General features: G+C 67.9%; 15 protein-coding genes. 13 read left to right on the top strand and 2 right to left on the bottom strand.

Going from position 1 to position 14,343, the window contains the following annotated elements:
- Positions 1-153 precede the first annotated feature (153 nt).
- From ACFCV3_RS40545 to ACFCV3_RS40530, 4 genes are read left to right on the top strand one after another with little or no spacing between them, the layout of a single operon-like run.
- On the top strand, positions 154-687 hold the full coding sequence (locus tag ACFCV3_RS40545) for a MauE/DoxX family redox-associated membrane protein (RefSeq protein ID WP_376040247.1): 534 nt from the start codon (positions 154-156) through the stop codon (positions 685-687).
- 33 nt (positions 688-720) lie between these two features.
- A complete protein-coding gene (locus tag ACFCV3_RS40540; RefSeq protein ID WP_376040244.1) occupies positions 721-1,278 on the top strand; it encodes a TlpA family protein disulfide reductase in 558 nt (185 codons plus the stop codon).
- Positions 1,279-1,291: 13 nt separating this feature from the next.
- Positions 1,292-1,753, top strand: coding sequence for a S26 family signal peptidase (locus tag ACFCV3_RS40535; protein ID WP_376040242.1), 462 nt, complete (start codon positions 1,292-1,294; stop codon positions 1,751-1,753).
- Entirely contained in the window at positions 1,750-3,552 is a 1,803-nt protein-coding gene (locus ACFCV3_RS40530; RefSeq protein WP_376040240.1) for an ABC transporter ATP-binding protein, read from the top strand. The genes ACFCV3_RS40535 and ACFCV3_RS40530 overlap by 4 nt, the downstream gene beginning before the upstream one ends.
- A gap of 11 nt (positions 3,553-3,563) precedes the next feature.
- On the opposite strand, the gene ACFCV3_RS40525 is transcribed toward ACFCV3_RS40530, so the two are convergent.
- On the bottom strand, positions 3,564-3,953 hold the full coding sequence (locus ACFCV3_RS40525; RefSeq protein ID WP_376040237.1) for a MerR family DNA-binding transcriptional regulator: 390 nt from the start codon (positions 3,951-3,953) through the stop codon (positions 3,564-3,566).
- A gap of 67 nt (positions 3,954-4,020) precedes the next feature.
- On the opposite strand from ACFCV3_RS40525, the gene ACFCV3_RS40520 reads away from it, so the two are divergent.
- Genes ACFCV3_RS40520 through ACFCV3_RS40505 form a run of 4 tightly spaced genes read left to right on the top strand, consistent with a single transcriptional unit; the run spans position 4,021 to position 8,183 of the window.
- Positions 4,021-5,184: an acyl-CoA dehydrogenase family protein gene (locus ACFCV3_RS40520; protein WP_376040234.1), complete on the top strand. Its 1,164-nt coding sequence runs from the start codon at positions 4,021-4,023 to the stop codon at positions 5,182-5,184.
- A gap of 8 nt (positions 5,185-5,192) precedes the next feature.
- On the top strand, positions 5,193-6,722 hold the full coding sequence (locus tag ACFCV3_RS40515) for an acyl-CoA carboxylase subunit beta (protein ID WP_376040232.1): 1,530 nt from the start codon (positions 5,193-5,195) through the stop codon (positions 6,720-6,722).
- A gap of 9 nt (positions 6,723-6,731) precedes the next feature.
- Positions 6,732-7,481 (top strand): HpcH/HpaI aldolase/citrate lyase family protein, encoded by a 750-nt coding sequence (locus ACFCV3_RS40510; protein WP_376040229.1) that lies wholly within the window; start codon positions 6,732-6,734, stop codon positions 7,479-7,481.
- Between the two features lie 18 nt (positions 7,482-7,499).
- Positions 7,500-8,183 carry a maleylpyruvate isomerase N-terminal domain-containing protein gene (locus ACFCV3_RS40505; RefSeq protein ID WP_376040226.1) on the top strand — a complete coding sequence of 228 codons (684 nt, stop codon included), beginning with the start codon at positions 7,500-7,502 and terminating at the stop codon, positions 8,181-8,183.
- On the opposite strand, the gene ACFCV3_RS40500 is transcribed toward ACFCV3_RS40505, so the two are convergent.
- Positions 8,172-9,251, bottom strand: a complete 1,080-nt coding sequence (locus tag ACFCV3_RS40500; RefSeq protein WP_376040224.1) for a CobW family GTP-binding protein — start codon at positions 9,249-9,251, stop codon at positions 8,172-8,174. The genes ACFCV3_RS40505 and ACFCV3_RS40500 overlap by 12 nt on opposite strands.
- Positions 9,252-9,420: 169 nt before the next feature.
- Here ACFCV3_RS40500 and ACFCV3_RS40495 point away from each other — a divergent pair, with 169 nt between their 5' ends.
- The 5 genes from ACFCV3_RS40495 (at position 9,421) to ACFCV3_RS40475 (ending at position 14,316) form a co-directional block, all read left to right on the top strand.
- Positions 9,421-10,305, top strand: a complete 885-nt coding sequence (locus ACFCV3_RS40495; protein WP_376040221.1) for a helix-turn-helix domain-containing protein — start codon at positions 9,421-9,423, stop codon at positions 10,303-10,305.
- Between the two features lie 103 nt (positions 10,306-10,408).
- The gene (locus ACFCV3_RS40490) at positions 10,409-11,824 is read left to right on the top strand and encodes a proprotein convertase P-domain-containing protein (RefSeq protein WP_376040218.1); all 1,416 of its coding nucleotides are present in this window, start codon (positions 10,409-10,411) and stop codon (positions 11,822-11,824) included.
- 120 nt (positions 11,825-11,944) lie between these two features.
- Positions 11,945-12,697, top strand: coding sequence for a DUF4129 domain-containing protein (locus ACFCV3_RS40485; RefSeq protein ID WP_376040215.1), 753 nt, complete (start codon positions 11,945-11,947; stop codon positions 12,695-12,697).
- Positions 12,694-13,281 carry a hypothetical protein gene (locus ACFCV3_RS40480; protein ID WP_376040212.1) on the top strand — a complete coding sequence of 196 codons (588 nt, stop codon included), beginning with the start codon at positions 12,694-12,696 and terminating at the stop codon, positions 13,279-13,281. Before ACFCV3_RS40485 ends, ACFCV3_RS40480 begins: the two co-directional genes overlap by 4 nt.
- A 6-nt stretch (positions 13,282-13,287) precedes the next feature.
- Positions 13,288-14,316, top strand: coding sequence for an AAA family ATPase (locus ACFCV3_RS40475; RefSeq protein WP_376040209.1), 1,029 nt, complete (start codon positions 13,288-13,290; stop codon positions 14,314-14,316).
- The last annotated feature ends 27 nt before the right edge of the window (positions 14,317-14,343 follow it).

The following is a 14,343-nucleotide window of genomic DNA, read 5'->3' as shown; positions in this document are numbered from 1 at the left end:
AACCCTCTTTTGTATTTGGTCGGGGGGGCTGTTTTTTTTTTATACCCGACTGGTGTCCCCCCCACCTACGCCCCCCCCAACCCCCCCTGTGCTGGGGGGGGGGTTCCCACCCCCCCCCCCCGTCCAATCTGGGACGAGTGGATCGAGGCGGGTGTGGAGTATCTCGAGTTCGGCTGCCGGGTTCTGCTGGGCGGTGTGTTCGCCGTGTCCGCCGGCTCCAAGGTCTACTCGCGGACCGCGTTCACGGACTTCACGGCAGCGACGGCCCGGTTGACCGGGGCGCGGGTAGCACGGGCGCGGCAGCTCGCCGTTGCCACCGTCGCGGCCGAGTTCGCCGTCGTGGTCGCCTTGATCGTCTCGGCGCTGGTCCCATGGGGGTTTGCCGCCGGCATCGGCTTGCTCGCCGTCTTTTCGGCGGCCATCGTCCGTTCGCTGCGTCGTGGGCAGCGGGCGCCCTGCCGGTGCTTCGGCGCGTCGAACTCGCCGCTTGGTCCGCAGCATGTTGCCCGCAATGCCGCTCTTGCGGCGTTCGGCGTCCTCGGCCTTGCCACGGGACTGAGCGACACGGCGGCCGCGCTGGATCTGGGGCCGGCCTGCATTGTCGCGTTCGCCGCGCTGATCGGCGTGGCCCTGGTCGCACGGCTCGACGACCTGATCGGTCTGTTCCGCACGACGGCAACGTCGTAGCCCGGCAAGAATTGTGAAGAGAGGCTGGATCCCTTGACGACGTTTCTCACCGCGCTGGTTGTCGTGGTCGGCATTGTCGGCGTACTGAACCTGTTGCTGCTGTTCGGTGTCATTCGCCGATTGAAGGAACACGACCAGGCGATCGCGAAGATCCCGCAGGGCGCGATGCAGAGCCTGCCCGCGGATTCGATGCGGGCTCCGGGCTCGGAGGTCGACGAGTTCACCGCGGTGAGCACGGACGACGTTGCCGTGGGCAAGGAGTCGCTGACCGGAGAGACGGTGATCGGATTCTTCTCGGTGTCCTGCCCACCCTGCGTCGAGAACGCGCCGAAGTTCGCCGCCCGCGCCGCCGGCGTACCTGGTGGAAAGGACAGCGTGCTCGCGATCGTTGTCGCCGAGGGCGATGACGATCCGTCCGAGATGGTCGGCGTCCTCGGCGCCGGCGCGCGGGTCGTCGTCGAGGACTACGCCGGACCGATAGCCACCGCGTTCGGTGTGACCGCGTTCCCGACGTACGCCGTCGTCGAGGCCGGCAAGATCACCGCGAGTGCGATCGACATGTCCATGCTGCCGGTACCTGCGCCGGCCTGACCGGAGTTCGGCTGTGCTGTGGAGAGTCGTCATCGCTGCCGTCGTCGCGACCACGTCCGTCGTACTGCTCGTGAGGACGCGGCGGCTGGTGGTGGTCGACGTACAAGGCCCAAGCATGGAGCCGACCCTGTACGACGGCGACCGGGTCCTGGTACGGCGCGCGCCCCTGACCGCGCTCCGGACCGGTGACCTGGTCGTCGTTGCCCGTCCGCACTCTGCCGACTTCGCGGCGGCGAAGCCCTGGGTGATCAAGCGGGTCGCTGCGACACCAGGCGAACGGATACCGGCGGTCATCCGGGACAGCTGGGCGGAGAACGACGACCTCGCCTTCGCGGGTGCGTTGGTGCCGGCGGGACGGCTGCTGCTGCTCGGAGACAATCCGATCCGCAGCGGGGACTCCCGGCATTGGGGTTTCACCACAGAGGATGCGGTACTTGGCGTGGTCACCAGGCCGATGCGTGCACGGGCCTCATGACGGACCGGCTCACGGTCCGAGGGTTGGCGCCGGCGGCGGCGCTGGCCTTTCGGGAGGCGCCCGCGCAGCTCGGGCTGCTGAGTGTGATCGCGTTGGTGGGGGCGGTGCTCCCGGTCGCCGTCACCTGGCTGACCAAGCTGGTCATCGACTCGGTGACCGGAGGCACCGCGATCGACGCGCTGCTTCCGATGGCGATCGCCCTTGCTGTGCTCGGCGCCTTGACCGCGACGCTCCCGCAGGTCACGCAGTACTTCTCCGCGGAGGCGCAGCGGCGCATCAGCCGGGCGGCCAAGGACCGGCTGTACCAGGCGGTCAACCGGTTTCCTGGACTCGGCCGGTTCGAGGATCCGCAGTTCCTCAACCAGCTGCGGCTTGCCGAAGCGGCCGACAGTGCTCCGGCGCAGTTGACCATCGCAGCCCTGCAACTGGTCAGGAACGTGATCACGGCGCTCGGCCTGTTCGGAGCGCTCTATCTCATCAGCCCGCTCATCGCCGGGATCGTCCTGGTCGCCGCGCTACCGGCCCTGTTGGCCGAACTCGCGCTGGCAAAGCGCCGGGTGAACACCACGCTGCGGCTGAGCCCGGATGAACGCCGCGAGCTCTTCTACCAGATGCTGCTGTCCGATGCGCGTGCCAGCAAGGAGATCCGGCTGTTCGGCACCGGCGACTTTCTGCGCGGCAGGATGATGCGAACGATGTCGGGGATTCACTCCGCCCGGCGTGCCCTCGACCGCCGCGAGCTGTTCGTCCAAAGTGGACTCGAGCTCCTCGCCGCTGTCGTGGCCGGTACAGGGCTGGTCTGGGCGATTCTCGCGGCAGGCCGCGGCGAGCTGACCGCGGGCGACATCGCCCTGTTCATCGCCGCGGTCGCAGGTGTGCAGATCGCGGTGGCCGGCATCATCTCGCTACTGGCGCAGACGAACGAACAGCTGATGATCTTCAACCACTACACCGTCGTACTCGCCGCTCCGCCAGAGCTGCCAGTTGCGGAGCATCCGGTCGCGACGCCGGAACTACGCCGCGGCATCGTGCTCGAAGATGTCTGGTTCCGCTACGGCGACGACCTGCCGTGGGTGCTGCGAGGCGTGACGGTCACCATTCCGTACGGCATGGCCGTCGGTCTGGTCGGAAAGAACGGCGCGGGCAAGTCGACCGTCGTCAAACTCCTGTGCCGGATGTACGACCCGACCAAGGGCAGAATCACCTGGGACGGCATCGACCTGCGCGATCTCGATCCAGCCCGGCTACGGGACAGGATCGGCGCGGTCTTCCAGGACTTCATGTCCTACGACCTCACCGCAGCAGAGAACATCGCGCTCGGCGACCTCACCGCGCTGGACGATCCGGACCGGATCACCGCGGCCGCCGTACAGGCCGACATCCACGACGTCGTCGACACTCTCCCGAACGGCTACCGCACCATGCTCAGCCGGATGTTCGCCGACGACGACGGCTCCGACGGGACCGGTGTCATCCTCTCCGGCGGACAGTGGCAGCGGCTGGCCCTGGCCCGGGCCTTCCTCCGCGCCGACAAAGACCTGCTGATCCTCGACGAGCCGAACGCCGGCCTCGATCCAGAAGCCGAAGCCGAACTACACGCCAAGATCAGCACCCTGCGCACGGGCGGCACCTCAGTCCTGATCTCACACCGCCTCGGCACCCTGCGCGACGCCGACCTGATCGTCGTCCTGAACAACGGCGCCATCACAGAAACCGGCACCCACACCTCACTCCTAGCCGCCGACGGCATCTACGCCCACCTGTTCACCACCCAAGCAAAGGGCTACCAGAGCGAGTAAGGAACGGCCCGCTAGGTCCGGTTGCGGAGGGCTTTGAGGTCGGTTTGGCAGCGGGCTTCTAGGTCGGCCAGGTCTTGGAGGGTTTGTTCCAGGTCCTGGCGGCGTTGTTCGAGGTCGGCTCGGCGGGTGGTGATCTGGGCCAGGAGGTATTCGAGCTGGCCGGCTTCGCCGGGTTCGGCGTCGTACATGTCGACGATGGTGGCGATCTCGTCGAGGGAGAAGCCGAGGCGTTTGCCGCGGAGGATGAGGCCCAGGCGGACGCGGTCGCGGGGGTGGTAGACGCGGACGGTGCCGCGGCGTTCGGGGGTGAGCAGGCCGCGGTCCTCGTAGAAGCGGATGGTGCGCAGGGTGACGTCGTACTCGGCGGCGAGTTCGGCGATCGTCCATGTTTCGGCGGGCACCCGGATATTGTGCACCTGGCCCACTGTGCTTTACGTTTACGTAAGCGTCAAGCACAGAGGAGTTGTCATGTTCGAGTTGTCCGAGGAGCACCGCGAGTTCCGGCGCAGTGTGCGTGACTTCGCCGAGGCGGAGATCGCGCCGCACGCGGCGGAGTGGGACCGCAAGCACTACTTCCCGGTGGAGGTCGTGCAGAAGATGGGCAAGCTCGGGCTGTTCGGGCTGACCGCGCCGGAGGAGTACGGCGGCGCGGGCGCCGACTTCACCAGCCTGTGCGTGGCGATCGAGGAGATCAGCCGGGTCGACCAGTCGATGGGGATCACGCTGGAGGCGGCGGTCGGGCTCGGGATCAACCCGATCCTGACGTACGGGACCGACGAGCAGAAGCAGCGGTGGCTGCCGGAGCTGGTGGCCGGGGAGAAGCTGGCCGGGTTCGGGCTGACCGAGGCGGATTCGGGGTCGGATGCCGGTGCCACCAAGACGCGGGCGACGCTGGAGAACGGCGAGTGGGTGATCGACGGGTCCAAGCAGTTCATCACGAACTCGGGCTCCGCGATCACGTCGTGTGTGACGGTGACCGCACGGACGGGGACGCGCGAAGACGGTAAGCCGGAGATCTCCACGATCATCGTCCCGGCCGGAACGCCCGGGTTCGTCGCAGAACCGGCGTACGACAAGCTCGGCTGGCACGCCAGCGATACGCACCCGCTGGCGCTGACCGGCGTACGGGTGCCGGAGGCGAATCTGCTGGGTGTGCGCGGCAAGGGGTTCGCGCAGTTCCTGGCGACGCTGGACGACGGTCGGGTCGCGATCGCCGCGGTAGCGCTCGGTTGTATCCGGGCCTGCCTGGACATGTCCGTTCAGTACGCCGGTGAGCGGCAGACGTTCGGTGGTCCGATCGGCCGCAAGCAGGGGGTCGCGTTCCAGATCGCCGACCTGAAAGTGATGGCGGACGCCGCCGAGATGCTGGTCTACAAGGCGGCCGCGCTGAAGGATGCGGGCGCGCCGATGCAGGAGTTCAAGCAGGCCGCGTCGGTGGCGAAGCTGTACGCGAGCGAGTCCGCGGTGACCGCGACCCGGATCGCGACGCAGGTCTTCGGCGGCTACGGCTTCATGGAGGAGTACCCGGTCACCCGGTTCTACCGCGACGCGAAGATCCTCGAGATCGGCGAGGGTACGTCGGAGGTCCAGCGCATGCTGATCGCCCGGGGCCTCGGCCTCCCAGTGGAATGATGGGCCCCATGACCCGTGATCACTGGACAGAGGTCAAGGTCGCCCGTGAGGCGACACTCGCTCCGCCGGAGAAGGCGAAAGCCAAACTAGATTCGCAGAACAAGCTGTACGTGCGTGACCGGATCGCGCTGCTGGTCGACGAGGGGAGTTTCGTCGAGGAGGCGCAGCTGGCCAACGCGCTGAACGCCGGTCTGCCGGCTGATGGCGTGGTCACCGGCCGCGCGCTGGTCGACGGCCGCCCGGCGTTGATCGTGGCGAACGACCCGACCGTCAAGGCGGGCTCGTGGGGTGCGCGGACGGTTGAGAAGATCGTCCGGATCACCGAGGTGGCGCTGCGCGACGAGCTGCCGATCTTCTGGCTGATCGACTCCGCGGGTGCCCGGATCACCGACCAGGTGCAGCTGTTCCCGGGCCGCCGCGGCGCCGGGCGGATCTTCCACAACCAGGTCGCGCTGTCCGGCAAGGTCCCGCAGATCTGCTGCCTGTTCGGCCCGTCCGCGGCCGGCGGTGCGTACATCCCGGCGTTCTGCGACCTGGTGATCATGGTCGACGGCAACGCCTCGATGTACCTCGGCTCACCGCGGATGGCCGAGATGGTCGTCGGCGAGAAGGTGACGCTGGAGGAGATGGGTGGCGCCCGGATGCACACCAGTGTCTCCGGCTGCGGTGATCTGCTCGCCTCCGACGACACCGAGGCGATCGAGCTGGCCAAGCAGTACTTCTCCTACCTACCGGGTTCGTGGCGGGCCCGGCCGCCGTCGTACGACGCCTCGGAGCCGGGACGTGATTTCACTCGCGACCTGGTCCCGGTGGAGGAGAGTGTCGGGTTCGACATCCACGACGTGATCGACGCGATCACGGACGCGGACACGTTCTTCGAGATCAAGCCGTCGTACGCGCCGGAGCTGGTGGTCGGGTTCGGCCTGCTGGCCGGCCAGGTGGTCGGGTTCGTGGCCAACCAGCCGGCGGTCAAGGGCGGCGTACTGTTCGTCGACTCGGCGGACAAGGCGGCCCGGTTCATCTGGTTGTGCGACGCGTTCAACGTGCCGCTGATCTACCTGTGCGACGTACCGGGTTTCATGATCGGCAGCGAGGTCGAGCGGGCCGGGATCATCCGGCACGGCGCGAAGATGATCACCGCGGTGTCGGAGGCGACCGTCCCGACGGTCTCGGTGATCGTGCGCAAGGCGTACGGCGCCGGTCTGTACGCGATGTGTGGTCCGGGTTTCTCGCCGGACGCGTGTATCGCGCTGCCGACCGCGAAGATCGCGGTGATGGGTCCGGAGGCGGCGATCAATGCCGTGTACTACAACAAGATCCAGGAGATCGCCGACGAGACCGAGCGGGTCGAGTACGTCTCGAAGCTCCGCGAGGAGTACGAGACCGACATCGACATCCTCCGGCTGGCCGCCGACCTCGTGATCGACGCCATCGTCGAGCCGGAGGACCTGCGCAACGACCTGATCGCGCGGCTCGGAGCTGCCCAGTCCAAGGACCGGCACTTCTCCACGCGGCGTCACGGGGTGCCGCCGGTCTAGGGTGTAGGTGTGAGCTTCGCTGAGCGGTTACGGAATCGGCAGCAGCAGGTTGGCTACTGGGTGACGCTGGATGCGCCGCCTGCGACCGAGCGGATTGCACGGGCGGGCTATGACTACGTGGTGCTCGACGGACAGCACGGTCTGATCGGTTACCAGGGGCTGCTGAACGGACTGCTGGCGATTGATGGCGGTGGCTCCGCCGGCCTGGTCCGGGTGGAGGCTAACGACCCGACGCCGATCGGGCGTGCTCTCGACGCAGGTGCCTTCGGGGTGATCATCCCGCTGATCGACACGGCCGAGGATGTGGCGCGGGCGGTGCGGTCGGCTAAGTACCCGCCGCTCGGCAGGCGCTCGTTCGGGCCGATGCGGTCCGCGCTGCGGATCGATCCGGCGCCGGCCGAGGCCAACAAGGTCACTGTGGTGCTGGCGATGATCGAGACGGCACAGGCGCTCGAGAACGTCGCCGAGATCTGCGCGACGCCCGGACTGGACGGTCTGTACGTCGGTCCGGCCGACCTGGCCCTGTCACTCGGTGCCCGCTACCCGGGTGACCCTGAGATCGCCGGTCCGTTCGAGGAGGCGATCGCACTGATCGCCAAGACCGCGACGGCCGCCGGAATAGCGGTCGGCATCCACACGTTCGACGGTGAGAACGCCAGACGGCGTCTGGAGCAGGGATACACGTTCGCCACGGTCTCCTCTGACCTGAGTCACCTGGAGGCCGTCGCGACCGAGCACCTGAGGATTGCGCGCAGCTAGTTCAGCTAGGAGGTCGGGATGAAAGCACCCGAGCGTGGTGCGTTGCCGCGAGGACTGACAGACACACTGGGTCGGGCGTACGGGCGGCTCACCGAGACGGTGCAAGGTCTGAGCACCGCAGACTTCGCACGCGAGACCAGATGCCCGGGTATGCCGGTCGGTCCGCTGCTGGTGCACGTCCTGTACGACGCTCAGCGCGCCCTGATCGCTTTTGCCAGCCCGGCCGCGGCTGAGCCGGACCGGGACTTCGTCAGCTACTGGCGTGACTTCCCACCGGGTTCTGACGAGAACACGAGCTTCGTGCGCGGTGTAGCCGCGGCGTACCGGAAGCCCGGCGTGCTGGTGCAGCACTGGCGGGAGGTGTCGGAGGCCGCCGTACGGGCTGCTGCGCGCGCTGAGGGCCGTGTCGAGACGCAGGGGCACGTGCTGGAGGTGAAGGACTTCGTCGCGACCCTGGTGCTGGAGGCAACCGTTCACCACCTCGACCTGACGCTGAACCTTCCGGACGCGCCGGAGCCCGATCCAGAGGCGCTCCGCGTCACTGCGCGCACCCTGGATGGGCTGTTCGGGCCGGAGGCGTGGGACGTGATCGACTGGGACACCACGACGTACGTGCTCAAAGGCACCGGACGGCTGCCGCTCGACGACTCAGACCTCGACATGCTCGGTCAGCATGCCGACCGCCTGCCGCTACTGGGGTAGCACGCCGGCGAACGGGTCCTCGAGCTCCTTCCAGTCCAGACTGGCCAGCTCGGACTCCGTCAGCAGACAGGCGTCCAGAATCGACTGCAGCCGGGCCGGGTCGAGGCCCATGCCCGTAGCGACCACCGTGCACTCGGCCAGGTGCTCAGTGTCCGACCACTCGCCCAGTGTGCCAAGCGAAGCGCTGTAACCGGCAGACTCCCAACGCACACGCTGTGTGGGGCGGTTCGCCAGCCACACCACGCCTCTGCTCCGTACGACGTTGTCCACGATGTCCTCGAGTGCTTCGTTCAACCGCGCCGGATGCAGCGGCCTCGTGGAGCGCCAGAGCACAGTGGTCACGCCCTCACCGCTTGGCTGCACCCGGTCGGCCGCGGCCAGGTCACCCGCCCATGACTCTGCAGCTGCGAAGTTGAACAGCCCGGTCCGCGCGACCGGCCCATCCGGTACGCCGCTCGCGTCGGCCATGACCACGGTGGTGCGCGGGTTGAGGTGCAGCAGCAGGTTGTGCAGCCGGTCCGGCGCCTTACTGCGGTGAGCGTTGGCCAGCACGCAGACATCGGCGTACTCGATCTGGCGGGCGGTCAGCTCGGCCACGTTCCGCCGGTCCGGTAGCCCGAGCGCCAGACCGCGCTCGTCGAGCAGCTCGTCTCCGGACAGCTGCTCCACCACCAGTACGGCGTCGACTACGCACGTAACTGTGTCGACGGTGATCTCCGGCAGCAGGGCGACCAAGGTGGACGCCAGTGGACGCGCCTCCATTGCTGGGGGAGCCGACAGTACGACGTGGTCCCAGTGCTTGCGCGCGACCAGGGTCTCCAGCAGAGGCATCAGGGACTCGATCAGCTGGCAGGCGCCGCAGTCGTCGCCGACGGTGAACTCACCGGCGTCGATCGGACCGGTCGCGTCGAGCACGCGCCAGGTGAGCACACCGCGCCCGGCGAGGTCGTCCTGATCGACCACCACAGCCACTGTGGTCGCATCCAGCATCGCGTCGAGAACGGGCTGCCGGAGCGTCGTTGACAGCCCGACCAGCAGGGACAGAGGGGTCTTCACGTGGGCGGTCATGAAGCGAGTATATGAAAACGGTTTTCATCAGTCCAGAGCTGGGGTAGACCGTCTTTCCCGCCAGTACGGGAAATTTCCCGCTTTCCCGCGAAATCGCTCCGGCACGGTTGTTAACAGTTAAGCGTCCACGCTCTGGTCACCGCGGCTGCTCGTGCCTAAGGTCGCGAGCATGGGCGAGCGCGAGTTTGCCGAGGTGCTGCGCGCGGCCATCCAGGCGCGCGGACTCGGCCTGGAGCGGATCCGCGAGCGGCTGCTGGTGCAGGGTGTGTCGGTCAGCATGGCCACCTTGAGCTACTGGCAGTCCGGCCGGTCACGTCCGGAGCGGCGGGGCTCGCTTGCTGCGGTCGCGCTGCTGGAGGAGGTGCTGGAGGTACCCGTCGGCACTTTGTCCGCGTCGCTGGGGCCACCGCGGCCGCGTGGTCGTTGGCTGAGCACTGTTCCTGATCGGCCCGACGTAGCGGCGTACTGGCCTCGTCCTGGTGCGGTCGAAGCGGCGGTGCGCGAGGTGGACATCCACTGGGACGAGCGGCTGACCCGCATCAGTCAGCACGACCGGGTGTTCATCGGTGCGGATCGCGGTGAGCGTTCGTACCACTCACGGCAGGTGCTGCGTGCTGAGGCGGACGGACCGGACAGGTGGGTGGTGATCATGCATCTGGATGAGCACGACCGGCCGCTGCCGGACATCTGGCCGCTCCGGCACTGCTCGCTCGGCCGGACGGTCCGGCGTCCCGAGGACGGGCTGCTCGTTGCCGAGCTGCTCTTCGACCGCCCACTGCGCAAGGGCGAGACGGTGATCACCGAGCATGAGCTGGTGAACGTCGCGCCCTATCCGCCGGCGACGAACTACGAGCGCAAGTTCCGGCTGCCGGTGCGTGAGTTCGTGCTGGAGCTCTGCTTCGACCCGGACATGCTCCCGGCCGCCTGTACGGCGTTCTCGCAGCTCGACGACGGTGTGGAGCAGGAGCGTGTGGTCGATGTCGCGCCTGAGGTGCACGACGTCGTACTGAACTTCGGGCCGGGGCGACACGGCTTCCGCTGGACGTGGGTGTGAACTGTTAAGGCCCTTCACTTAACTGTGAAAGGGGTTCCGGCGATTTTCACCTGCTGGTCACACTCCTAGGTTCGGTGCACCGTCCCAACCGGAGGAGTGCACCATGCGAATGAGAGTCCCTGCGACCCTGCTGCTGAGTGGCAGCCTGATCGCCTTGCCGGCGCCGTCGAGCGCCGCACCGTCCGAACCACACCAGGTTTCGGCCGGCCTCCCGGCCAGCTCGGCGCAGGCCGGTCGCTGGATCGAGAACGGCCGGCTGGTGGTTGCTGTGACCAGCGATGCTGCCGCCGCTCAGGTTCGGGCCGCTGGTGCGAGCCCGAAGTACGTCGCCCGCAGCCAGCAGCAGCTGGACGGGCTGCTGGCCAAAGTCGACCAGATCGCCCGTGGTCAGAACAACCTGCGCAGCTGGGGAATCGACCCCGTGACCAACCAGGTCGTGGTCAAGGCGCGCGGGGGCAGCGACGCCTTCCACGGGATCGACGGCGTACGGGTGGAGTCCGTGGCGACGACGTTCCGCCAGCAGGCCGGGGAGGTGAACCCGGGCGACCCTTGGTGGCCGGGCGGCGAGTCCAACTGTTCCGTCGGCTTCCCGGCAACAGATGCCCAAGGCAACAAGCACTTCGTGACCGCGGGGCACTGCACCAACGACGCGAACCAGGCGGCGTACGGCGCAAGTGGACAGAGCAACAAGCTCGGTACGTCGAACGTCGGTGGCTCGCGCAGTGTGAACGCGCGCGAGGGCGACATGGGCGTTGTCGCGGTCACGGAAGCCGGCTGGACTACGTCGCCGAACGTCAACACCTGGGGTCAGCCCGCAGTCACCGTGACCGGGGCGGCCGAGGCGATCGTCGGTGACACGGTCTGCCATTCCGGCAACACTGCGCCGAACTGGGAGTGCGGCAAGGTCAGTGCGGTCAACCAGACGATCGACTACGGCAATGTCGTGATCGAGGGGCTTACGACGACGTCGGCCTGCTCCCAGGGCGGTGACTCCGGAGGTGCGTGGCTGCGCGGTGACAAGGCTGTCGGCCTGCACTCCGGTGGCAACTCGTCCTGCGTGACCGGTGACCAGGACAACTCGATCTTCCAGCCGGTCTCCGAGGCACTCACCAAGTGGAACCTGACTCTGCTCACCGGTTCCGGCGATCCGGACCCTGATCCCGATCCGGAGCCGGGTGAGCGGACCTTCGCCAACGGCACGGACTACCCGATCCGCGACTTCCAGACCACGGTCAGCCCGGTCAAGTCGACCGCGACCGGACGCACCACGAGCCCGGTCAAGGTGAAGGTCGAGGGCAACCACACGTGCCTGGAGGACCTCAACATCAGTCTGGTCTCCCCGAGCGGCCGCTGGTACTACCTGCAGCGCAGCGGCGGTTTCAGCTGCCACCCACTGCCGGCCAGCAAGACGTACGACGTGCCCGCCAACGAAACCGCCGCCGGTACCTGGACCCTGCGCATCGGCGACAACGGCCCCGCCGACACCGGCACCCTCACCAACTGGTCCATCACCCTCTAACCACAACCCATCTGCCCGGCAGACCTGAGTGCGCACTCTCTCGGCATTCTGTGCGCACTCTGGTGGCACAAAGGGGAAATCGGGCTTGGAAAGCGCTTTTCATCGGCTAGCCTGCCCAGCATGTTGACCCACCGTCGCGGGAGCCTGGCGCTGGTCGTCGTGCTGATCCTCGGGATCGCCGGCGCCGGGTTCGTCGTGCTGGCGTCGGCGGGCGGTTCGGTGCGGCCGGTCAGCGACAGCACGTTGTCGCCGAAGCCGATGCCGACGGTGACCCGGACGACGACGGAGGCGACGATGCCGACGTTCTCGCAGAAGACGGGATCACCGGAAAAGACCCGCGAGGTGCCGGGCTGGATCCAGGGTCTCTTCCAAGCACTGTTCTGGCTCGCCGCGGCCGCCTTGCTCGTCTTCATCGCGCTGCTGATCTACCGGATCATCCAGCGCGTGCAGCTGCCCGCCGTGACGGAGTCCGACCCGGACTGGGAGCGGGTCGCCGCGGAGAAGCTTGCGGAGGCGGTCGACACCGGCCTGGCCGCGATCGATTCGGGTCGGGCGACCGATGCGGTGATCGCTTGCTGGGTTGCGCTGGAGCAGGCTGCCGCATCGGCGGGTGTCGCGCGGCAACCTGCCGAGACACCGGCCGAGTTCACTGTCCGCGTGCTCGGCGTGGGTGGGATCTCCGAGCCGCATCTGATCCGGCTGGGGGAGCTGTATCGCGAGGCTCGCTACTCGACGCACGGTTCCAGTGAGGAGTCCCGGGCCGAGGCTCGGGCGGCGCTGATCCGGCTGCGTGACGACCTGGCCGCAGTTCAGGCCGATCAGCGCGTCAGTGCCGCTACAGCTCCGTCGGACGGCGGGGAGGTGCGGGGATGACGTCGTACAAATGGACTCCGCTGGACGAGGGCGAGCGGCCGGTGCCGAAGCCGACGGTTCGATCCCTGCGGCTGAACAAGGTGCTCTTGCAGCACGTCGGTTTCACCGTCGTGGCGAGCCTGTTGCTGGTGGGCGCGTTCGGCGCGGCCGGGATGGCGCCGCGGCCGCTGTGGTTCGTCGCCGCTGCCTTGGCGATCGGCTTCGGGTCGGTGGCCTTGCGGCAGCTCGGCCCGCAACTGCTGGAGACCAGCTGGCCCGCGCGGCACGACGCTGAGCTCGCAGCGGCACGGGATCAGAGCAACGACAACCGGACGCAGTTCATCGCGACCTGGTTGCAGGAGTCGAGCCGCGAGCGGCGGAACGGCGAAGGCTCGTTCACGTTCGCGCGACGGATCCAGCCGCTGTTGCTGGAGCTCACCATCGACCGGCTCGTGCACCGGCACGGTATCGATCCCGACCTCGACCCGGACCGCGCCCGGGCCTTCGTCGGCGACCAGGTGTGGGACCTGATCACCTCCGACGACAAACGCATCGCAACCCTCGCCGAGATCGAGGCCGCGATCCAGACCATCGAGAACCTGTGAGGAACCGTGACCGATTCCGAAGCCCGACCCGTCGACGTCATCACCCCGGGCGGGAGGGTGGGCCGGGAGCTGGGGCTGACGGAGGTCTCCGACCTCTGCCGGCGGGTGCTGGAGCGGGTCGGCCAGGCGGTCGTCGGTAAGGGGGAATCGCTCGAGCTGGTCCTGGCGGGGATCCTGGCCGGCGGGCATGTGTTGCTCGAGGACTATCCGGGGCTGGCGAAGACACTGGCGGCGCGATCGTTCGCGCAGGCGTTGGGGCTGGAGTTCCGGCGCGTGCAGTTCACGCCGGACCTGCTGCCGTCCGATGTGACCGGCGCGTTCGTGTACGACCAGAAGGAGTCGGAGTTCGTCTTCCGGCCGGGGCCGATCTTCACCGGTCTGCTGCTGGCCGACGAGATCAACCGGACACCACCGAAGACCCAGGCAGCGCTGCTGGAGTCGATGCAGGAGCACCAGGTGACGGTCGAAGGGCAGACCTTTCCGCTGCCCGTGCCGTTCCACGTGCTCGCCACGGCGAACCCGGTGGAGTACGAGGGCACCTACCCGCTGCCGGAGGCGCAGCTCGACCGCTTCATGCTCCGGATCGGGTTCGGCTACCCGACCGCTGCCGAGGAGTGGGAGGTGCTGCGGCGCCGGATGAGTCGCCGGACCGAGGATCAGAAGGTCGAGGCTGTTACGGACGCGGCCGGTCTGCTCGCAGCCCAGCAGGCCGTTGAGACAGTCACGGTCGACGACACCGTCGGCCAGTACTGCGTCGACCTGGCTGCGGCGACCCGACGTGACTCGCAGGTGCTGGTCGGTGCGTCACCACGTGGTTCGCTGGCGCTGCTCCTGACCGCCCGGGCGTATGCGGTGATCAAGGGCCGCGACTACGTCGTACCGGAGGACGTGAAGGCGGTTGCGGTGCCTGCACTCGCGCACCGGATCACGGTCCGGCCGGAGTTGTGGCTGCACGACGTGACCGGGGCGACCGTCGTTCGGGCCGTGCTCGGCGCCGTGCCGACACCGCCCACTGTCGTCGGCGCTGGTCGTTGAGACGCGACATGTCCGGGGGAGTCGGGT

Source organism: Kribbella sp. NPDC056345, from assembly GCF_042262745.1.
GTDB lineage: Bacteria > Actinomycetota > Actinomycetes > Propionibacteriales > Kribbellaceae > Kribbella.
Note: the sequence above shows the minus strand (reverse complement) of the source record. Positions and strands in the feature narration are given on the sequence as shown.

Excerpts from the sequence above, each read along its gene's own strand:
- ACFCV3_RS40530 (WP_376040240.1), top strand. The coding sequence starts at position 1,750 with ATGACGGACCGGCTCACGGTCCGAGGGTTGGCGCCGGCGGCGGCGCTG.
- ACFCV3_RS40520 (WP_376040234.1), top strand. The coding sequence starts at position 4,021 with ATGTTCGAGTTGTCCGAGGAGCACCGCGAGTTCCGGCGCAGTGTGCGT.
- ACFCV3_RS40515 (WP_376040232.1), top strand. The coding sequence starts at position 5,193 with ATGACCCGTGATCACTGGACAGAGGTCAAGGTCGCCCGTGAGGCGACA.
- ACFCV3_RS40505 (WP_376040226.1), top strand. The coding sequence starts at position 7,500 with ATGAAAGCACCCGAGCGTGGTGCGTTGCCGCGAGGACTGACAGACACA.
- ACFCV3_RS40500 (WP_376040224.1), bottom strand. The coding sequence starts at position 9,251 with ATGACCGCCCACGTGAAGACCCCTCTGTCCCTGCTGGTCGGGCTGTCA.
- ACFCV3_RS40495 (WP_376040221.1), top strand. The coding sequence starts at position 9,421 with ATGGGCGAGCGCGAGTTTGCCGAGGTGCTGCGCGCGGCCATCCAGGCG.
- ACFCV3_RS40490 (WP_376040218.1), top strand. The coding sequence starts at position 10,409 with ATGCGAATGAGAGTCCCTGCGACCCTGCTGCTGAGTGGCAGCCTGATC.
- ACFCV3_RS40485 (WP_376040215.1), top strand. The coding sequence starts at position 11,945 with ATGTTGACCCACCGTCGCGGGAGCCTGGCGCTGGTCGTCGTGCTGATC.
- ACFCV3_RS40480 (WP_376040212.1), top strand. The coding sequence starts at position 12,694 with ATGACGTCGTACAAATGGACTCCGCTGGACGAGGGCGAGCGGCCGGTG.